Below are 15,079 nucleotides of genomic sequence, written 5' to 3'. Positions count from 1 at the left end.
GAAGCGGGGTCGTTGAAGGGGCCGCCCCCCGAAGACGGCTTCAACGACCAGGGGGGAACCTGCTCTCCCGACCGCTCAGTGTCCGGCAGGTTTGTCCCCGGCAGGTTTGTCCTTGGTCACACGCACCGTACCATCCGGCGCGATCAAGGTGCTGGTACCGTCACCATTTGGAATGACGATCGTCCCGCTGCGCGACGGCGAGATATATTTATGGGCATTATCTTCAACAGACGACGAGAGAGACGGACGCTCGCCGGTGTGCACGCCATGGAGCACGGCGTCGTGTTCGCCGATCGCAAGCGACTTGCCGTCATCGAGCTGAGGGCTCAGCGTTGCATCCACCCCGTGATCCTTGACCATCGAGCCGAAATAGCTGTGGGTATCTGAAAGTGCGTCGCGCAGCCCGTTCGGAGATGCCTCGACATCGCGCAATGTGGGCAGAGGCTGAGGGGCACCGGGCCAGATATTGCCGGATTCAGGCAGGAGCGGCATTGCCAGATAGGCATGCCCCTTTACCTTTTCCATGTTTTCGGAGGACCCTTCGGGCAGGTTCGGATTGGCCCCAGGAAGGGTAGCCGTGTCCGAGATCGACTTGCCAAGGCCTGAACAACCGCTCAAGAAAACCGGAATCGCTAAAAGAGCGGCCTTTCTCATCATCTACTCCAAGGGATGTCTGATGGACTCTCTTAGTCGCTAGCTGCACTCAGCGCCAGATACAGAACATGTATCGCGCGTAATACTAGTGGCTCACCTTTGCAGATGACCCATTTCTATGCGCGCTCATCATGCGCGACAGCCCGGTTACCAGATAGCCCCAACCGCTCAGCACCGTTGGAATGACCGAGAACCAGAGAAGGAACGCGCCAAGCGTCGTGCAGGAAAAATCTCCAAGTCCGATCAGGCGGGGCATGGAATCTCCGGCGAGCAGGAAACCGATTGCCACCATCTGAATACCGGTCTTCCACTTCGCAAGACGCGTGGATGGCAGCGTAGCCCGCTGGCTCGCCATGAATTCACGTAGACCGCTGACCATGATCTCGCGCACGAGAATGACGATGGCAGCGAAGAGTGCTCCGTCGACCAGACGTCCATAACCGGCCAGCGCGAGTAGCAACGCCCCGACTAGCAGCTTGTCGGCGATCGGGTCCATCATGCGTCCGAGCTCGGATCCCTGCTTCCAGCGCCGCGCCAGCATGCCATCCAGATAGTCGGTGATGCAGGCCGCGATATAGAGCAGACAGGCGATGCCATCCGTCAGCGGGCTTGCAAAGGCGATCAGCGCGATCAGCACAGGAATCGACGCAATGCGGAGCAGGGTCAGGATATTGGGCAGATCTGTCAGCATGAATCGTTCCTGAAGCCGCCGGTGGAGGCGCCGATGCACGGAAAGGAGGCGTGCGTCATGATAGGACGGTGTCGCCCCTCCTTCATAGCTTCTGTGACCTCATTGCGGATGAAAAAATGCATGAATCGTGCGGGCGATTTCGGAATTGATCCCCGACACAGAAGCGAGCTCCCCGATACTGGCCCCGCGAACGCCCCTGACCGAACCGAAACGAGTCAGCAACGCACGCTTACGCACTGCCCCGATACCCGGGACGCTGTCGAGCTCAGACGTCTTGATCGCCTTGCTGCGCCCCGCACGATGGGTCGTGATCGCAAAGCGATGCGCCTCGTCCCGCAATCTCTGCAGGTAATAGAGGACAGGGTCATTGGGCGGAAGCTGGAAGGGCGTCTTGCCCTCCTGGAAGAACCACTCGCGCCCCGCGTCACGGTCCGGCCCCTTTGCGATCGCGACGATCGGAATATCCCGCACGTTGAGCTCTTCAAGGACCGCACGCACAGCGTTGAACTGCCCCAACCCGCCATCGATCAGCAACAGGTCGGGCCAATCCTGCGGGCGTTCATCCGGTGCCTCCGGATCACGTTTGCCGAAGCGACGCTCCATGACCTCACGCATCATGCCGAAATCATCGCCCGGTGTGACCGGCCCCTTGATGGCGAATTTGCGATAGGCCCGCTTGGTAAAGCCCTCCGGCCCGGCCACCACCATTACGCCATAGGCGTGTTGTCCCATAATGTGCGAGTTGTCGTAGGTCTCGATGCGCTGCGGCGGCGTATCCAGTCCAAAGACCGAGCAAACGCCATCCAGCAACTTACTCACCCCGGCGCTCTCCGCCAGACGCCGCTCCAGAGCCTCGCGCGCGTTCGTCTCGGCATGGCGCACCACATCCTTGCGTTCACCTCTCTGCGGCTGGAGCAGCTCCACTTTCCTGCCACGCTTGAGGCTCAAGGCCTCGGAGACGAGATCGAGCTCGGCCGGATCGCTATTGAGCAGGATCTGGGGCGGCGGCGGCTTGTCGTCGTAAAATTGTAGCAGGAAAGCCGCGAGGATATCGCCTGCACCGTCATCCTCGGCATGCTCCGGGAAAAAGGCTCGATTGCCGTTATTGCGGCTGTTGCGAATGAAGAAGACCTGGATGCAGGTCTTCCCGGCTTGCTGCCAGAGCGCGATGATATCGGCGTCCCCAATCGATGCCGGGTTGATGATCCCTGATTCCTGCATACTGGAAAAGCCGCGTATACGGTCGCGTATCGCCGCAGCACGCTCGAATTCGAGCGCCTCAGACGCTTTTTCCATCTCCTCGACAAGGGTCTTGTGCACATCCTGGCTCTTGCCCGAGAGGAATTGCTTGGTCTCGTCAACGAGCTCGGCATATTGCGCGGGCGTTACGCGATCCACGCAAGGCGCCGAGCAACGCCGGATCTGGAACAACAGGCAGGGCCGTGTGCGCGTGTTCAGAACGGAATCGCTGCATGAGCGCAGCAGGAAGCTGCGCTGAATCAGATTGAGCGTCTGATTGACCGCCCAGGCCGAGGCGAATGGGCCCCAATAGGTGGCATCCTTGATCGGACGACCGCGCTGTTTGGTAATCTGAGGGAAATCATGGCCCTCTGTGAGCATGATCCAGGGATAGGATTTGTCATCACGCAGCAGGATATTGAAGCGCGGCTTCATCTTCTTGATGTAGTTCGCCTCGAGCAGAAGCGCTTCCGCCTCCGTTCGCGTCGTGACGATCTCCATAGAGTGGGTCAGCCCGACCATCCGCCGCAACCGCTCGGGCAACTGGTTTAGACGCAGATAGGACGAGACGCGCTTCTTCAGGCTCAGGGCCTTGCCGACATAGAGCACCTCCCCCTTGGCACCCAGCATCCGATAGACACCGGGAGAAAACGGGATGGTCTTGAGCGCCTCGCGGATAGCCTCCGGCCCCTCCTTAATGGAGGGGGAAGCATCTGATCCTGACTGCTCCTTTCCGTGCTGTACCACCTTGTTCACATCCGCCCCCGGGTCGTGTGTCTCTCCCAAACTTCATCCACGGAACATGTGGATAAGTCTGTGGGGGATCGCGTGACAAATTGATGACGGGCGCGGTTTGGCGCGCTTTGCGACGCTTTGCCTAAATTTTGTGCACTCACAGATAACATGTTGATTTCAAACAATTTTGCCAATCCACTGGGGAGAAACATCGCCAAGACCTTGGAATTGCAGCGAGTCAATCCCGGATCAGGCAGAAAAGTGGACAAATTTCATGTCACAGCGGTGAGAACGATCTCGTTTTGTTCGAAGTTTCTTTCACCTAGGCTCGGCCTGCTGCAAAACGCGCAGAAAATTGCCTCCCCAGATGGCGCGCAGCTCGGTCTCGCTGAAGCCTTCGGCCAGAAGTGCCTCGGTGACACGCATACTCTCGGCCGCGTTCGCCCAGCCCTCGATCTGGCCCCCTCCGTCGAAATCGGACGAAACCCCGACATGCACGATGCCAATGCGCTCTGCCACATAGCGCACATGTCGCGCGAGGTCGCGTACTGAGGCCCGCCCTTCCGCGCTTGGCTTGAGAAAGGAGGACATGGCGGTGATCTGGATGACCCCCCCGCTGTCGCGCAGACGCAGAAGCTGCTCGTCGTCGAGATTCCTGGGATGATCGCAGAGAGCCCTCGCGCAGGAGTGGCTGGCCACGATCGGATGCGTCGAATGCTCCGCCGCCTGCATCATGGTTGATTTCGCCGCGTGAGAGACATCAACGAGTATTCCGTGCGCGTTCATGCGGGCGACTACCTGTCGCCCGAGTGCCGAAAGGCCCCCATGGAGCGTCGTTTCGTCACCGAGAGCCGCGAGAGGAATGGCCGCATCAGCGAGGTCGTTGTGACCGTTATGAGTCAGCGTCATGTAACGCACGCCCAGAGCGGCAAGCCGGTCGACACGGGTGAGATCGCCGCCAAGTGCGTGAGCGTTCTCGACCGCCGGTATGACGGCCACCTTCCCTTCGGCGACGGCACCACGCACAGCCTCAACGCGGCGGCAGACAGCGACCCGGTCATCCTGAAGCCCGTTGATCACGCCAAGCATCGCCTGGACGCGCTCCCAGGCCGCCTCCCGTGAGGCATCGTCACGGCGCGTCTGGGGAATATATGCGGCTAGGCAAACGGCCTTGAGCCCCCCTTCACGCAGCTTGGGCAGATCCACCTGGCGCAGGGGGGAGCCGGTGGCGAAATCGCCCCGATCGGGCCAGGGGATATCGATATGGGAGTCGAGAGTGAGGAGCTCGGTGTGAATGTCGGATGTCATACTGCTTTAAATGGTTTAATGCAGCGCCGGGGCAAGAGGCATTCCTGCCTTTCGCGCAATGTCTGAAGGGTGGCGCCCATGCGGCTGATAACGTGGAATATCAACTCTTTGCGCCTCAGGCTGCCTCTCCTGGCGCGCCTGAGTGAGGCGTATCACCCGGATGTCATCTGTCTGCAGGAGACGAAGGTGCCTGACGTGCTGTTCCCGGCCGATGCCCTGCGGGCGCTGGGCTACGCCCATCAGCATTTTCTGGGCATGAAGGGCTATAACGGGGTCGCCATTCTCTCGAAGCATCCAGTCAGGCCCCTCGAGGCGACGCCGGATTGGTGCGGTAAGAGCGACACACGTCATGCAGGCGTCGTGATGCAGACCAGCACGGGGCCCGTCATTGTCCATGACTTCTACGTCCCTGCCGGCGGAGATATCGCGGACCCGTCGGTGAATGATAAGTTCGCCCATAAGCTGGACTTCCTCGACGAGGTAACGTCGTGGTTCCGCAAGGAGCCGCCGTTGCGCTCGATCGTGGTGGGCGATCTGAATATTGCGCCGCTCGAACATGATGTATGGAGCCACAAGCAGCTTGCGACGGTGGTCAGCCACACACCACCGGAAATCGAACGGCTCATTGCCTGGCAGGAGACAGGATTCATCGACGCCATGCGTCTGATCGTCCCTCCCCAAGAGAAGCTCTACACTTGGTGGTCCTATCGCAACCGTGACTGGAAGCTGTCCAATCGCGGCCGCCGCCTCGATCATGTCTGGCTGACCCCGGACCTTCAGCCTGCGCTGCGCGGCATCCAGGTTCTCAGGGATGTTCGTGACTGGGACAGCCCTTCGGACCATGTTCCCGTCGTCGTCGATCTCGATCTCGATCTCAACTGAAAGCGCGGGATGTCGCCTGTCCCCGTCAGAGAGAGACGGCGCGATGCCGGGGAAAACGCACTGCCCTCGGGCCGTCTAGAATGCACCGAAGGCATGAGCCTTCAGCTGGCACGAAAAAGCCGTGCGCCCCCCAGTTCGGGCAAAACGCATACGACCCCGCCTCATCGCACATTCCGTGACGGCGGCGACGAGGTCGATGACCTGTCTTTAGCCCATCAGGGCGTCGCTACCTTCCGGGTTAAGGCGATAACCGCCCCCTTCAGTGAGCAACAGGGAAGCATTGGCCGGATCGGGCTCGATCTTCTGGCGCAGGCGGTAGATATGCGTCTCGAGCGTATGCGTCGTGACAGCAGCGTTATAGCCCCAGACCTCATTCAGAAGGACCTGACGCGCGATCGGGCGATGCCCCGCACGATACAGATACTTCAGAATAGCTGCTTCCTTCTCCGTCAGACGGATACGGCGGTTCTTCGCCGGCTCCTGCAGGATCTTGGACGACGGACGGAAAAGATACGGTCCAATCGGGAAGACTGCATCTTCGCTGTTTTCAAACAGACGCAGCTGGGCGCGCAGACGGGCCAGAAGCTCGGCGATGCGGAAGGGCTTGGCGACGTAATCATTGGCCCCTGCATCGAGCCCGCGCACCACATCGGCCTCATCATCCGAGCCGGTCAGGATAATGATCGGCATACGAATGCCCTGACGGCGCAACTCGGCGCAGAAATCACGCCCGTCACCATCGGGGAGCGTCACGTCAAGAAGGATCGCATCGACGCGGACGTCGGGAACAGCGAGCTTCTCCTTGGCGTCGGCAACGGAAACGGCCTGGATGGGGTCGAACTCGCCTTCAAGCTTGAGCTGTTCGACAAGGAGTTGGCGAAGCGTATCGTCATCGTCAACAATAAGGACAGGACGCGGACCAGGCATGTATATTCTTCTCTCACCAGCTGGGGCGACGCCCCAGAGCCAGGACCCGACTTCCGTGGGAAGGTAGATCCCTGTTTTGACCGTGAGCCTTACACGGATATCGTGACAACGCCAATCCGATCGGAACACCCAGACCGCGCGATACCGGTCTTTAGACGCCATTTACCCATAAATTAATGTTCAGACGTGAGGTTTGTGACATGAGTGTCATCTTGCGACATAATTCAGGTGCTTCAGCGATGCTTTTCATCAATGGAGAGGCCATTCCGGCGCTGATCGGACGTGGCGGTTTACGCTCGGACAAGAGCGAGGGAGACCAGGCGACCCCTGTCGGCTTCCTTCCTTTCAGACACGTCTTTTATCGCGCCGACCGGGTTTCACGCCCCCTCACCCGACTGCGTGTAGAGGCGCTCGCTCCCGATGACGGCTGGTGTGATGACCCCTCACACCGGGACTACAACCGCCAGATCACCCTGCCCCATGAGGGACGCCATGAACGGCTGTGGCGTGACGATCATTGCTATGACCTGTGCGTCATTCTCGGCTGGAACGATGATCCGGTGATTGCCGGGCGGGGCTCGGCGATCTTTCTTCACCTCCCCCCGGCAAGCGGCGCGACCGAAGGGTGCATTGCCCTGACCGAGCCATTGCTGCGCGCTCTGATTCAGACAGGCGAGCCAGGTATCGAAATACGCGCGGACTGAAATCCTTCGGGGCCCGCGGGACCTGTCTCCTCCCGCCCCGCTGCATTGCCAAGGCACCGAAAACGGTGCCTCCCGCACCAGATAAGTCTTCCGTCGCTGGTGCAGAGAGGTGAACGCGGGTCGAAAGCGCAGATCGCCCGTGCCCTGCGCCGCGCAGCCTCGGGTCAGCCCCCTTGCGAAGGCGCTGATGTCGCGCCCGCAGTCTCTCCTGCACCGGCCTCGGCGGAGGCCTGAGTCTGCAACTCCTCGGTCGAAACAACCGGCGGCGGCGGTGCAGGGGGCGCCATATAGACCAGCATATCCCCGATTGCCGGGCTGACCGGAAACTCGTCCTCGGCAGAGCGGATGGTGATCGACTGCCCCCGACGAATGGACAGGAAATCGAGGCGGTTCTGTACAGATCCGAATCCCGCGGCGCTCGCCTCATCCGCCATAGCCGTCATGAATCGCCATCCCTTCTCGAACAGCATGTCGATCAGGGTGAAGTTCCAGGAGGGATCGCCCAGCAGTTTGCCACGCGCATCACGTGACAACCCATGATAGAAATCGAGGCGCGCCACGCCGGGGCTGATTTGAAAGACGCGCTGACGCCCCATATGCGGAGCCATATGAGCGCATACGAGCCCGTTATAGATCGCATCTGCCGTGGTCGAGATCAGGTAATCGGCTGGGCGCTCCTCGAGCGCCTCCTCCCCATACTGGGACAGCAATTCAGCGCGCAGCACGGGCACGCCCTTACGCATGGCCGGAATCAGCGCACTTGAGCGGTTATCAACGAGCAAAATGGGAATGCCGTTGCCACTCAGGCATTTTGCCAGATCGATCGACCAGGGTGACGCCCCGACAATGGCCAGAGCGGGTTCATTGGAGAGTGTCAGCTTCAGGTAACGGGCAATCGGGCGCAGCGAGAAACCGTGAAAGATCATCGTTCCGCCGATGATGGCGAAAACGGCCGGCATGATCAGGTCGGCACTGTGATAGCCTGCATCGGTCATACGATATCCGGCAGCACCGGCCACGGCAGCGGCCACGATACCGCGCGGTGCGATCCATGCCACGAACAACCGCTCCTGCCATTTCAGCCCCGTGCCGATGGTGGACAGGAAAATGGCCAGCGGTCGCACGCCGAACATCACGGCGGCGGTCAGCAGGCAGATGGGCAGGGAGAGATGCGCCAGCACGTCACGATGCAGATCGGCGGTCAGCATGATGAAGAGCACCGCCACCACGAGGACGACCAGAGATTCCTTCATGCGGCGCAATTCGGAAAGGCCGGGCACATGCAGATTGGTCAGCGCCATACCGAACACGGTCGCGCCCACCAGACCCGCCCCTTCCATGCTCATGTTGCAGATGCTGAAGATCAGCAAGGCAAGGGTGAGCAGCAACGGGGTCTTGAGCGGCTCCGGCATCAGGTCTCGTACGAACAGGTACCGCACCAGATAGGCAGGCAGAATGCCCACGGCAAGCGATTCCGCTGTTGAGGCCAAAAGATCGGGCAGAACGGTGGTCAGGAAGACATCCGTACCGATTGGCACGCGCGTGGCGACCACCTGAAGCACAACGGCGGCCAGAATGGCCCCGATCGGATCATTAATGATAGCTTCCCACCGCAGGAAGGCGGCGACACGCGGCTGGAGTTTGTTATGGCGCAGCAGAGGCAACACCACGGTCGGGCCCGTGACGGTGATGATCGCGCCGAAAAGGGCGGCTACCCCCCATTCCATATGGGCAATGTAATGCGCCGCAGCCCAGCCCAGCCCCCATGAAATGGGGAGGGCCAGCATGGTCAGACGCGTGACGCCCTCTCCTGCCTCGCGAAGCTGGCGAAAATCGAGGAGCAGTCCGCCTTCGAAGACGATGATGGCGACAAGCAGCGACACGAGCGGACGGAAGATCCAGCCCAGCGCAGCAGAGGGATGCAGAATGCCAAGCCCCGGCCCAAAGATCAGTCCGAGTGCGAAGAGCAGCACGATGGCCGGAAGACGGAACTTCCAGGCCACCCATTGCGCCCCGATCCCGGCCCCCAGCGTGAGCAGCAGCCCGATAAACATTGCTAGCGCCATGGTAACGTCTTCACCCCTGACCGGTCGTGGATTAGATCGCGTTGAAAGCCTTATCCGGCCTTGCGCTGAAGGACGGCTGCAAAAAAGCCATCCGTCCCGTCACGCAGCGGGGTCAGGGCAAAACCGGACTCGCCACGCAGGGCCTCGGGAAGCATCTCACCTCCTGCGGCCACGCGTTCGAACTGATCGTTGCGCGCCAAGAACGCTGTGACCTGCGCTTCGTTCTCTTCCGGCAGGAGCGAACATGTCGCGTAGACCAGGCGGCCGCCCGGTTTGACCAGACTGGAGGCGCGATCGAGGATATCGGCCTGCTTGACCTTGAGCTCCAGGATGTCCTGCTCAACCAGACGGATGCGCGCATCCGGGTTACGCCGCCACGTACCAGTGCCCGAGCACGGCGCATCGACCAGCACGCGGTCGAAAGCCCCGGCGCGGCGCTTGACCCATTTATCACCGCTCGTCAGCAGGTGACGCTCAACATTATGCACGCCTGCGCGACGCAGACGCTTGACCGCGCCCTCGAGCCTTGGCGAGGAGGCATCGCAGGCAACGATCTGCCCCTTGTTCTCCATGCTCATGGCGATCGCGAGCGTCTTGCCGCCCGCACCCGCGCAGAAATCCACCACGCGCTCACCCGGCTTCGCATCGAGCGTTCCGACGATGAGCTGGCTACCCTCGTCCTGAATCTCGATCAGTCCCTCACGGAAACTCTGCGTCGCCGTGACATTCTGCCGGCCCTGCAGACGCAACCCCCAGGGAGAGAGCGGCGACGGTGCCGCCAGGATCTGTTCGTTGCGCAGCGACCTGATCGCCTCGTCACGATGCCCCTTGAGCAGATTGACGCGCAGATCGAGTGGGGCTGCACCATCGAGCGCCGCCATCTCCGCGTCGAGTTGGTCTCCAAAGGCGCGTACAAGATAAGGGTGCAACCAGTCCGGATATTCCAGACGTACCGGTCCGGGCATATCCGGATGGTTCAGTTCACGCCCGTTCAGCGCGGCCAAGGCAGCGTCTTCACGCGATGTCAGATGTGACTGGGCGAAGCGCTCACCATTGAACAGCGAGCGGACAGTACCGATCTCCTCTCCGCCCAGAATGAGCGATGCCGCGCAAAGCGTTCGGGGCGAAGGGCCGCCCGGAATGTCACGCAGATGCCAGTGCAGACGACGCCACTGACGCAGCACGTCCCAGATGCGGGCGGAGATAACCCGGCGATCACCGCCGCCAATATAGCGGCGATCGCGGAAATAGGCGTTGGCCGTCGCATCGGCGGGACGGCGGGGGGCAGCCTCGATGGCGCAAAGCAGATCGATGGCGGCGGAAAGGCGGGCGGCGGGAGTCATGCCCCCGCGCTTACAAGTTTTTGTCAGTCCTGGCGATAGTTAGGTGCTTCACGCGTGATGGTCACGTCATGAACGTGGCTTTCGCGCAGACCGGCATTGGTGATGCGACGGAAGCGCGTCCGCACCTGCAGATCGGCAATAGTGGGCGATCCCGTATATCCCATACCGGCCTTCAGACCGCCTACAAGCTGGTGCACCACTGCTGCCATGCTGCCCTTGTAGGGTACCTGCCCCTCGATCCCCTCCGGAACGAGCTTGAGCGAATCCTTGACCTCGGCCTGGAAGTAACGATCAGCCGAGCCACGGGCCATGGCACCAAGTGAGCCCATGCCGCGATAGGCCTTGTAGGAGCGTCCCTGATGCAGGAACACCTCGCCGGGGCTCTCTTCACACCCGGCGAGAAGCGAGCCGATCATCACCACGTCGGCCCCTGCCCCGATCGCCTTAACAATATCGCCTGACGTGCGGATGCCGCCATCGGCGATGGCAAAGATACCGGCCTCGTGGCAGGCCGCAGAGGTTTCCATGACAGCCGAGAACTGGGGCACGCCCACACCGGCCACAACGCGCGTGGTGCAGATCGAGCCTGGCCCGATTCCGACCTTCACGCAGTCTGCTCCGACGCCCGCGAGCGCGATGGCGGCCTCAGGGGTCGCGACATTGCCCGCGATCACCTGAATGCCGTCATGGCGGGACTTGAGGGTCGCGACCGTATCGAGCACACCGCGCGAATGGCCGTGGGCCGTATCCACAATCACGATATCCACCCCTGCCGAGACGAGGGCTTCGGCCCGGGCCAGACCATCCGCTCCGACGCCAATCGCAGCAGCACAGCGCAGGCGTCCGAACTGGTCCTTGATCGCCAGCGGGTGAGCCTCGGCCTTGTCCATATCCTTGACGGTGATCAGGCCGATGCACCGGTTCTGGTCATCAACGACAAGAAGCTTCTCGATGCGATGGCGGTGCAGCAGGTCCTGCGCCACCGCAGCATCGGCACCGTGGCGGACGGTCACGAGATTCTCGTGCGTCATCATGTCACGCACGGGCGTATTCAGATCACTGGTGAATCGCATGTCGCGATTGGTCAGGATGCCGACCAGTTCACCACTACCCGGCATGACAACCGGGAGGCCGCTGATCCCGTGCTGCGCCATGATGGCATGCACATCGCGCAGGGTCTGCTCCGGGCCAACCGTGACGGGGTTAACCACCATGCCGGATTCGAAGCGCTTGACGCGACGCACATGCTCCGCCTGCTCCTCGATCGACAGGTTCTTGTGGATCACGCCCATGCCGCCCTGCTGCGCCATGGCGATCGCCATCGCGTCTTCAGTCACGGTATCCATGGCCGAGGAAAGCAGCGGTATGTTGAGTTCGATGGAGCGGGTCAGACGGGTGCGGGTCGAGGCCTGAGCAGGCAGTACGTTGGAGGCTGCGGGCTCCACCAGAACATCGTCAAAAGCAAGGGCTTCGCGGATGCGCTCATGTGCAATGCTGCGCGAGGCATAATCACCAACCCGTTCGCCAGCCATTCCGGTCGGTGTTTCATTGGTCGTGGTCATCTGCCGCAGCCTCCCCGCATATCAATCAGGAAAGCCCGCGGCTTTCCTACCGTTGGCGCGTCGTCTTAGACCAAAGCGGTCCGGGTTGGAAACAGGATATTGCGTCCGAAAGCGAGATTCTGGGAGTGCGCAGTGCCGGAACAGGGCTGACAACACTTCCCGCTGGCCTGCGTCGCAAGACTCCCATGCCGCTGCAACACAGCAACTCTTACTGCGGCCTGGCGGCGATCAGGCGGCGACAGACACAGCGGCGAGGACAGGCTCGCCACAAAGGAATTCACGGATCGAGTGCGCCGCCCGTTTTGCCGCGCCTCGGCGCGGCTGATGGCCGAAGGTGTCGTGAATGACCTTTTCCTGGCGCGCCCTGTAGAAATCATGTCTGGACTGCGCCTGAGCCAAGGCCGGAAGAATATCCTCCTCACGCTCGACTACATCGCCCAGAGACCAGTGGCGAAAATGCGGATTGTCCCGCCAGGCAACACCGTGAGGATTCAGAAAGACGCAGGGGCGCGGCGTGACCAGAAACTCGTAAACCTGACTGCTGACGTCACCGATATAGAGTGAGGCGCTAGCCGTATGGGTCATATCGAGCATGGAGGACGATGCCGTATCGAGCCTGACACGACCACCAACAACCTTCTGGAACTGGCGCCGACGACGCCCGAAATCCTTGTGGAAAATCTTCACATGCGGGGCGATCAGCAATTCATAATGGTCGAGCCGATTCACGGCATCGACCAGAGGCGCGAGACACTTCCCGTAGGAGGACAGGCCCTTCTTGTAATGCGGGTTATACAAGGCAATGGGCTTGTTTCCGATGCTCTCCTGCGGCGCAAAACGCTCCGCGCCGACAGCATCGAATTTAGGGTAACCGATGATGCGTGTCTGCGCCGCTGTCGCGAGCTTCTTCGCGAGGAAAGACTCTGCAATCTTGGGACCCGACACAAGGGAAAGATCGAAATGGCGAATCAGATGCTCGTCATTGACTTCGCGATCCCCTGCCCCGTGCTGTATCAGAATGAGAGCCGGTCGCTTCAGCCCCATCTCCCGCAGCAAACCGGCTGAATACTCGGTGGCCACTACCGCATCGAACTGTTCGAGCTGACCCACATTTGCCCGCATCACGACTTCACGCTCGGTATCGAGCCTGCGAAGACGGCGCAGGATCTGGGCACGTGTGGGCATTCTGAGCGTGCCACGCTCGATCCTGCCAGAAAGCCCGTTGTTCAGACGGATCTGATCAAGATGGTGCGCCGTTTCGGGAAAGCTGACGAACTCGGTGACGCTTATTCCGGGGAGTTGAGCGAGCGCAGAAGACACCGCCGCGACATGATAACATTGATAGGGCTCGGCGACGTACAGAAACGCGATCTTCAAACGAGCCCCTCCTGCGACATGAACGATAATTGTCACCTTATGTACGGGGCAACGCCATGACGATAAGTAACAATATAATGCCGGGGTTAACCGGTTGCTGATGCCGGACAGCGTCGATCAGAGGGGATATTCCCGTTATTTATAATAAATAACTGAACGCTCAGTCAGAACCACATCCCATATCGTGGGATTTTCGTATTTATTGCGTGCAGGAGATTTAACCTGGAACGAATGCCGGAGTCTGGAAAGAAGAATGATCGGTATTAACCGTCAATCTTGCCCGAATATAGTAATCAAGGAAAACTCTATCTGTTGATAGCGTCAACGAGTATTGCCCATCTCGGCCTCGACAACCCAGAGGCGCCTCGAGGAGCGCTGAGTGGCTGATCTTTTGTATCAGAACTGTTACAATTTAGAGACGGGAAGCCACGCTGATTCGGCCTCTTGCGCGTTTGATGCCGCTACTGACGGGCGATGACTCGTCAGTCCAGCAGTCGCCCGGCGTCCACGCGCCGATATTCGGCAGCATCACCCAAGGTCGCAAATTGCTCGCGATCTGTCCCGGTCATGAAAGCAGTGATCCGATTTTCGCGAAGAAACCGAAGCAGCGCCTCCCGTCGAAGGGCGTCGAGATGGTTCATCGGCTCGTCCAGAAGGATGACGGGCTTGGCGCCGAAGCGCTGGGATGTGAGTGCAGCATGGTTGAGAATAGCATGCACCAGCATCGCTTTCTGCTGGCCACTGCTCGACACCGAGGCAGGACGTCCGGAACGCGCATCCTCCAGTAAAAGATCGGCTCTGTGCGCCCCAAGAGAGGTCGACCCCCGTTCTGCATCTCCGCGACGCGACGCTTTGAGCCCTGCGCGCAGCCCATCCTCGACGGCGAGAGCGGGCTGTGCAGAAAGCGCTTCCGCCAACTCGCAGACGAGACGCAGGCGGGCAACGGGAAACCCCGTACCGTCTTCGAGCGGAGCGCAATTCATTGCCTCAGTAAGCGCCAGACGGGAAGCCGTCAGAGCGATGGCATGACGCGCGATGCTATCCTCAATCCCGTCAAGCCATGCATGTTGATCGGGTCGGGTCGCGAGGAGTCTATTGCGCTGCGTAACTGCGCGTTCATGCGCCGCGCTTTCACGGGCATGGTTCGCATCGAGCGCGAGAACCAGTCGGTCCAGGAAACGCCTGCGCCCGGACGCAGGATCCGTGAAAAGCCTGTCCATTTGCGGGGTGAGCCAGGTGCTGGCGAAATATGAGGCCGCTTCGGTCTGGTTGCGTATGGGTGTGTCATTCACCCTGAAGACGCGACGCGCAGAATTACCCGGGTCGACGCCTGTTGCGAGATCGAGTGTCGGTGCAGACGTTGAACTGAGCTTCGCGACGACGCCCCAAGCCCCCCCATCGTGACGCTGTATCTGGCCGTTGGAAGCGCCCCTCAGCCCCCTGCCGGGAGACAGGAGAGAGAGTGCTTCCAACAGATTCGTTTTCCCCGCACCGTTTTCACCGGTGAGGACAACAAGACTGCTTTGGGGCGCCCAGGCCAGACGCTCATAATTACGGAAATTGGTGAGGACGAGCCTGGTGATCTGCAAGG

12 protein-coding genes are annotated in these 15,079 nt (G+C 60.6%); 2 read left to right on the top strand and 10 right to left on the bottom strand.

Annotation, left to right across the window (positions count from 1 at the left end; translation table 11 throughout):
* Positions 1 to 75 precede the first annotated feature (75 nt).
* The 4 genes from WFJ47_RS08040 to WFJ47_RS08025 form a co-directional block, all read right to left on the bottom strand.
* The gene (locus tag WFJ47_RS08040; protein ID WP_233582063.1) at positions 76 to 618 is read right to left on the bottom strand and encodes a hypothetical protein; all 543 of its coding nucleotides are present in this window, start codon (positions 616 to 618) and stop codon (positions 76 to 78) included.
* A 121-nt stretch (positions 619 to 739) separates the two neighbouring features.
* Positions 740 to 1,345, bottom strand: a complete 606-nt coding sequence (gene pgsA, locus WFJ47_RS08035) for a CDP-diacylglycerol--glycerol-3-phosphate 3-phosphatidyltransferase (protein WP_127102236.1) — start codon at positions 1,343 to 1,345, stop codon at positions 740 to 742.
* A 99-nt stretch (positions 1,346 to 1,444) separates the two neighbouring features.
* Positions 1,445 to 3,331, bottom strand: coding sequence for an excinuclease ABC subunit UvrC (gene uvrC, locus WFJ47_RS08030; protein ID WP_336762424.1), 1,887 nt, complete (start codon positions 3,329 to 3,331; stop codon positions 1,445 to 1,447).
* Between the two features lie 306 nt (positions 3,332 to 3,637).
* The gene (locus tag WFJ47_RS08025; RefSeq protein ID WP_336762150.1) at positions 3,638 to 4,627 is read right to left on the bottom strand and encodes a dipeptidase; all 990 of its coding nucleotides are present in this window, start codon (positions 4,625 to 4,627) and stop codon (positions 3,638 to 3,640) included.
* Positions 4,628 to 4,705: 78 nt separating this feature from the next.
* On the opposite strand from WFJ47_RS08025, the gene WFJ47_RS08020 reads away from it, so the two are divergent.
* On the top strand, positions 4,706 to 5,509 hold the full coding sequence (locus WFJ47_RS08020) for an exodeoxyribonuclease III (protein ID WP_336762148.1): 804 nt from the start codon (positions 4,706 to 4,708) through the stop codon (positions 5,507 to 5,509).
* Between the two features lie 207 nt (positions 5,510 to 5,716).
* Here WFJ47_RS08020 and WFJ47_RS08015 read toward each other — a convergent pair whose 3' ends face one another.
* Positions 5,717 to 6,436 carry a response regulator transcription factor gene (locus WFJ47_RS08015; RefSeq protein ID WP_127102240.1) on the bottom strand — a complete coding sequence of 240 codons (720 nt, stop codon included), beginning with the start codon at positions 6,434 to 6,436 and terminating at the stop codon, positions 5,717 to 5,719.
* A 239-nt stretch (positions 6,437 to 6,675) separates the two neighbouring features.
* Here WFJ47_RS08015 and WFJ47_RS08010 point away from each other — a divergent pair, with 239 nt between their 5' ends.
* Positions 6,676 to 7,140 carry a L,D-transpeptidase family protein gene (locus tag WFJ47_RS08010; RefSeq protein ID WP_336762146.1) on the top strand — a complete coding sequence of 155 codons (465 nt, stop codon included), beginning with the start codon at positions 6,676 to 6,678 and terminating at the stop codon, positions 7,138 to 7,140.
* Positions 7,141 to 7,304: 164 nt separating this feature from the next.
* On the opposite strand, the gene WFJ47_RS08005 is transcribed toward WFJ47_RS08010, so the two are convergent.
* The 5 genes from WFJ47_RS08005 to recF form a co-directional block, all read right to left on the bottom strand.
* Positions 7,305 to 9,206, bottom strand: coding sequence for a sodium:proton antiporter (locus WFJ47_RS08005; RefSeq protein WP_336762144.1), 1,902 nt, complete (start codon positions 9,204 to 9,206; stop codon positions 7,305 to 7,307).
* A gap of 50 nt (positions 9,207 to 9,256) precedes the next feature.
* Entirely contained in the window at positions 9,257 to 10,549 is a 1,293-nt protein-coding gene (locus WFJ47_RS08000) for an RsmB/NOP family class I SAM-dependent RNA methyltransferase (RefSeq protein WP_336762142.1), read from the bottom strand.
* 23 nt (positions 10,550 to 10,572) lie between these two features.
* Entirely contained in the window at positions 10,573 to 12,081 is a 1,509-nt protein-coding gene (gene guaB / locus WFJ47_RS07995; protein WP_336762422.1) for an IMP dehydrogenase, read from the bottom strand.
* A gap of 258 nt (positions 12,082 to 12,339) precedes the next feature.
* The gene (locus WFJ47_RS07990) at positions 12,340 to 13,488 is read right to left on the bottom strand and encodes a hypothetical protein (RefSeq protein ID WP_127102244.1); all 1,149 of its coding nucleotides are present in this window, start codon (positions 13,486 to 13,488) and stop codon (positions 12,340 to 12,342) included.
* A gap of 482 nt (positions 13,489 to 13,970) precedes the next feature.
* Positions 13,971 to 15,077: a DNA replication/repair protein RecF gene (gene recF, locus WFJ47_RS07985; protein WP_336762138.1), complete on the bottom strand. Its 1,107-nt coding sequence runs from the start codon at positions 15,075 to 15,077 to the stop codon at positions 13,971 to 13,973.
* Between the last annotated feature and the right edge of the window lie 2 nt (positions 15,078 to 15,079).

The organism is Asaia sp. VD9, assembly GCF_037150015.1.
GTDB lineage: Bacteria > Pseudomonadota > Alphaproteobacteria > Acetobacterales > Acetobacteraceae > Asaia.
Note: the sequence above shows the minus strand (reverse complement) of the source record. Positions and strands in the feature narration are given on the sequence as shown.

Coding starts and splice junctions, on each gene's coding strand:
- WFJ47_RS08020 (WP_336762148.1), top strand. CDS start 4,706: ATGCGGCTGATAACGTGGAATATCAACTCTTTGCGCCTCAGGCTGCCT.
- guaB (WP_336762422.1), bottom strand. CDS start 12,081: ATGGCTGGCGAACGGGTTGGTGATTATGCCTCGCGCAGCATTGCACAT.
- WFJ47_RS08015 (WP_127102240.1), bottom strand. CDS start 6,436: ATGCCTGGTCCGCGTCCTGTCCTTATTGTTGACGATGACGATACGCTT.
- WFJ47_RS08000 (WP_336762142.1), bottom strand. CDS start 10,549: ATGACTCCCGCCGCCCGCCTTTCCGCCGCCATCGATCTGCTTTGCGCC.
- pgsA (WP_127102236.1), bottom strand. CDS start 1,345: ATGCTGACAGATCTGCCCAATATCCTGACCCTGCTCCGCATTGCGTCG.
- WFJ47_RS08025 (WP_336762150.1), bottom strand. CDS start 4,627: ATGACATCCGACATTCACACCGAGCTCCTCACTCTCGACTCCCATATC.
- WFJ47_RS08010 (WP_336762146.1), top strand. CDS start 6,676: ATGCTTTTCATCAATGGAGAGGCCATTCCGGCGCTGATCGGACGTGGC.
- WFJ47_RS08005 (WP_336762144.1), bottom strand. CDS start 9,206: ATGGCGCTAGCAATGTTTATCGGGCTGCTGCTCACGCTGGGGGCCGGG.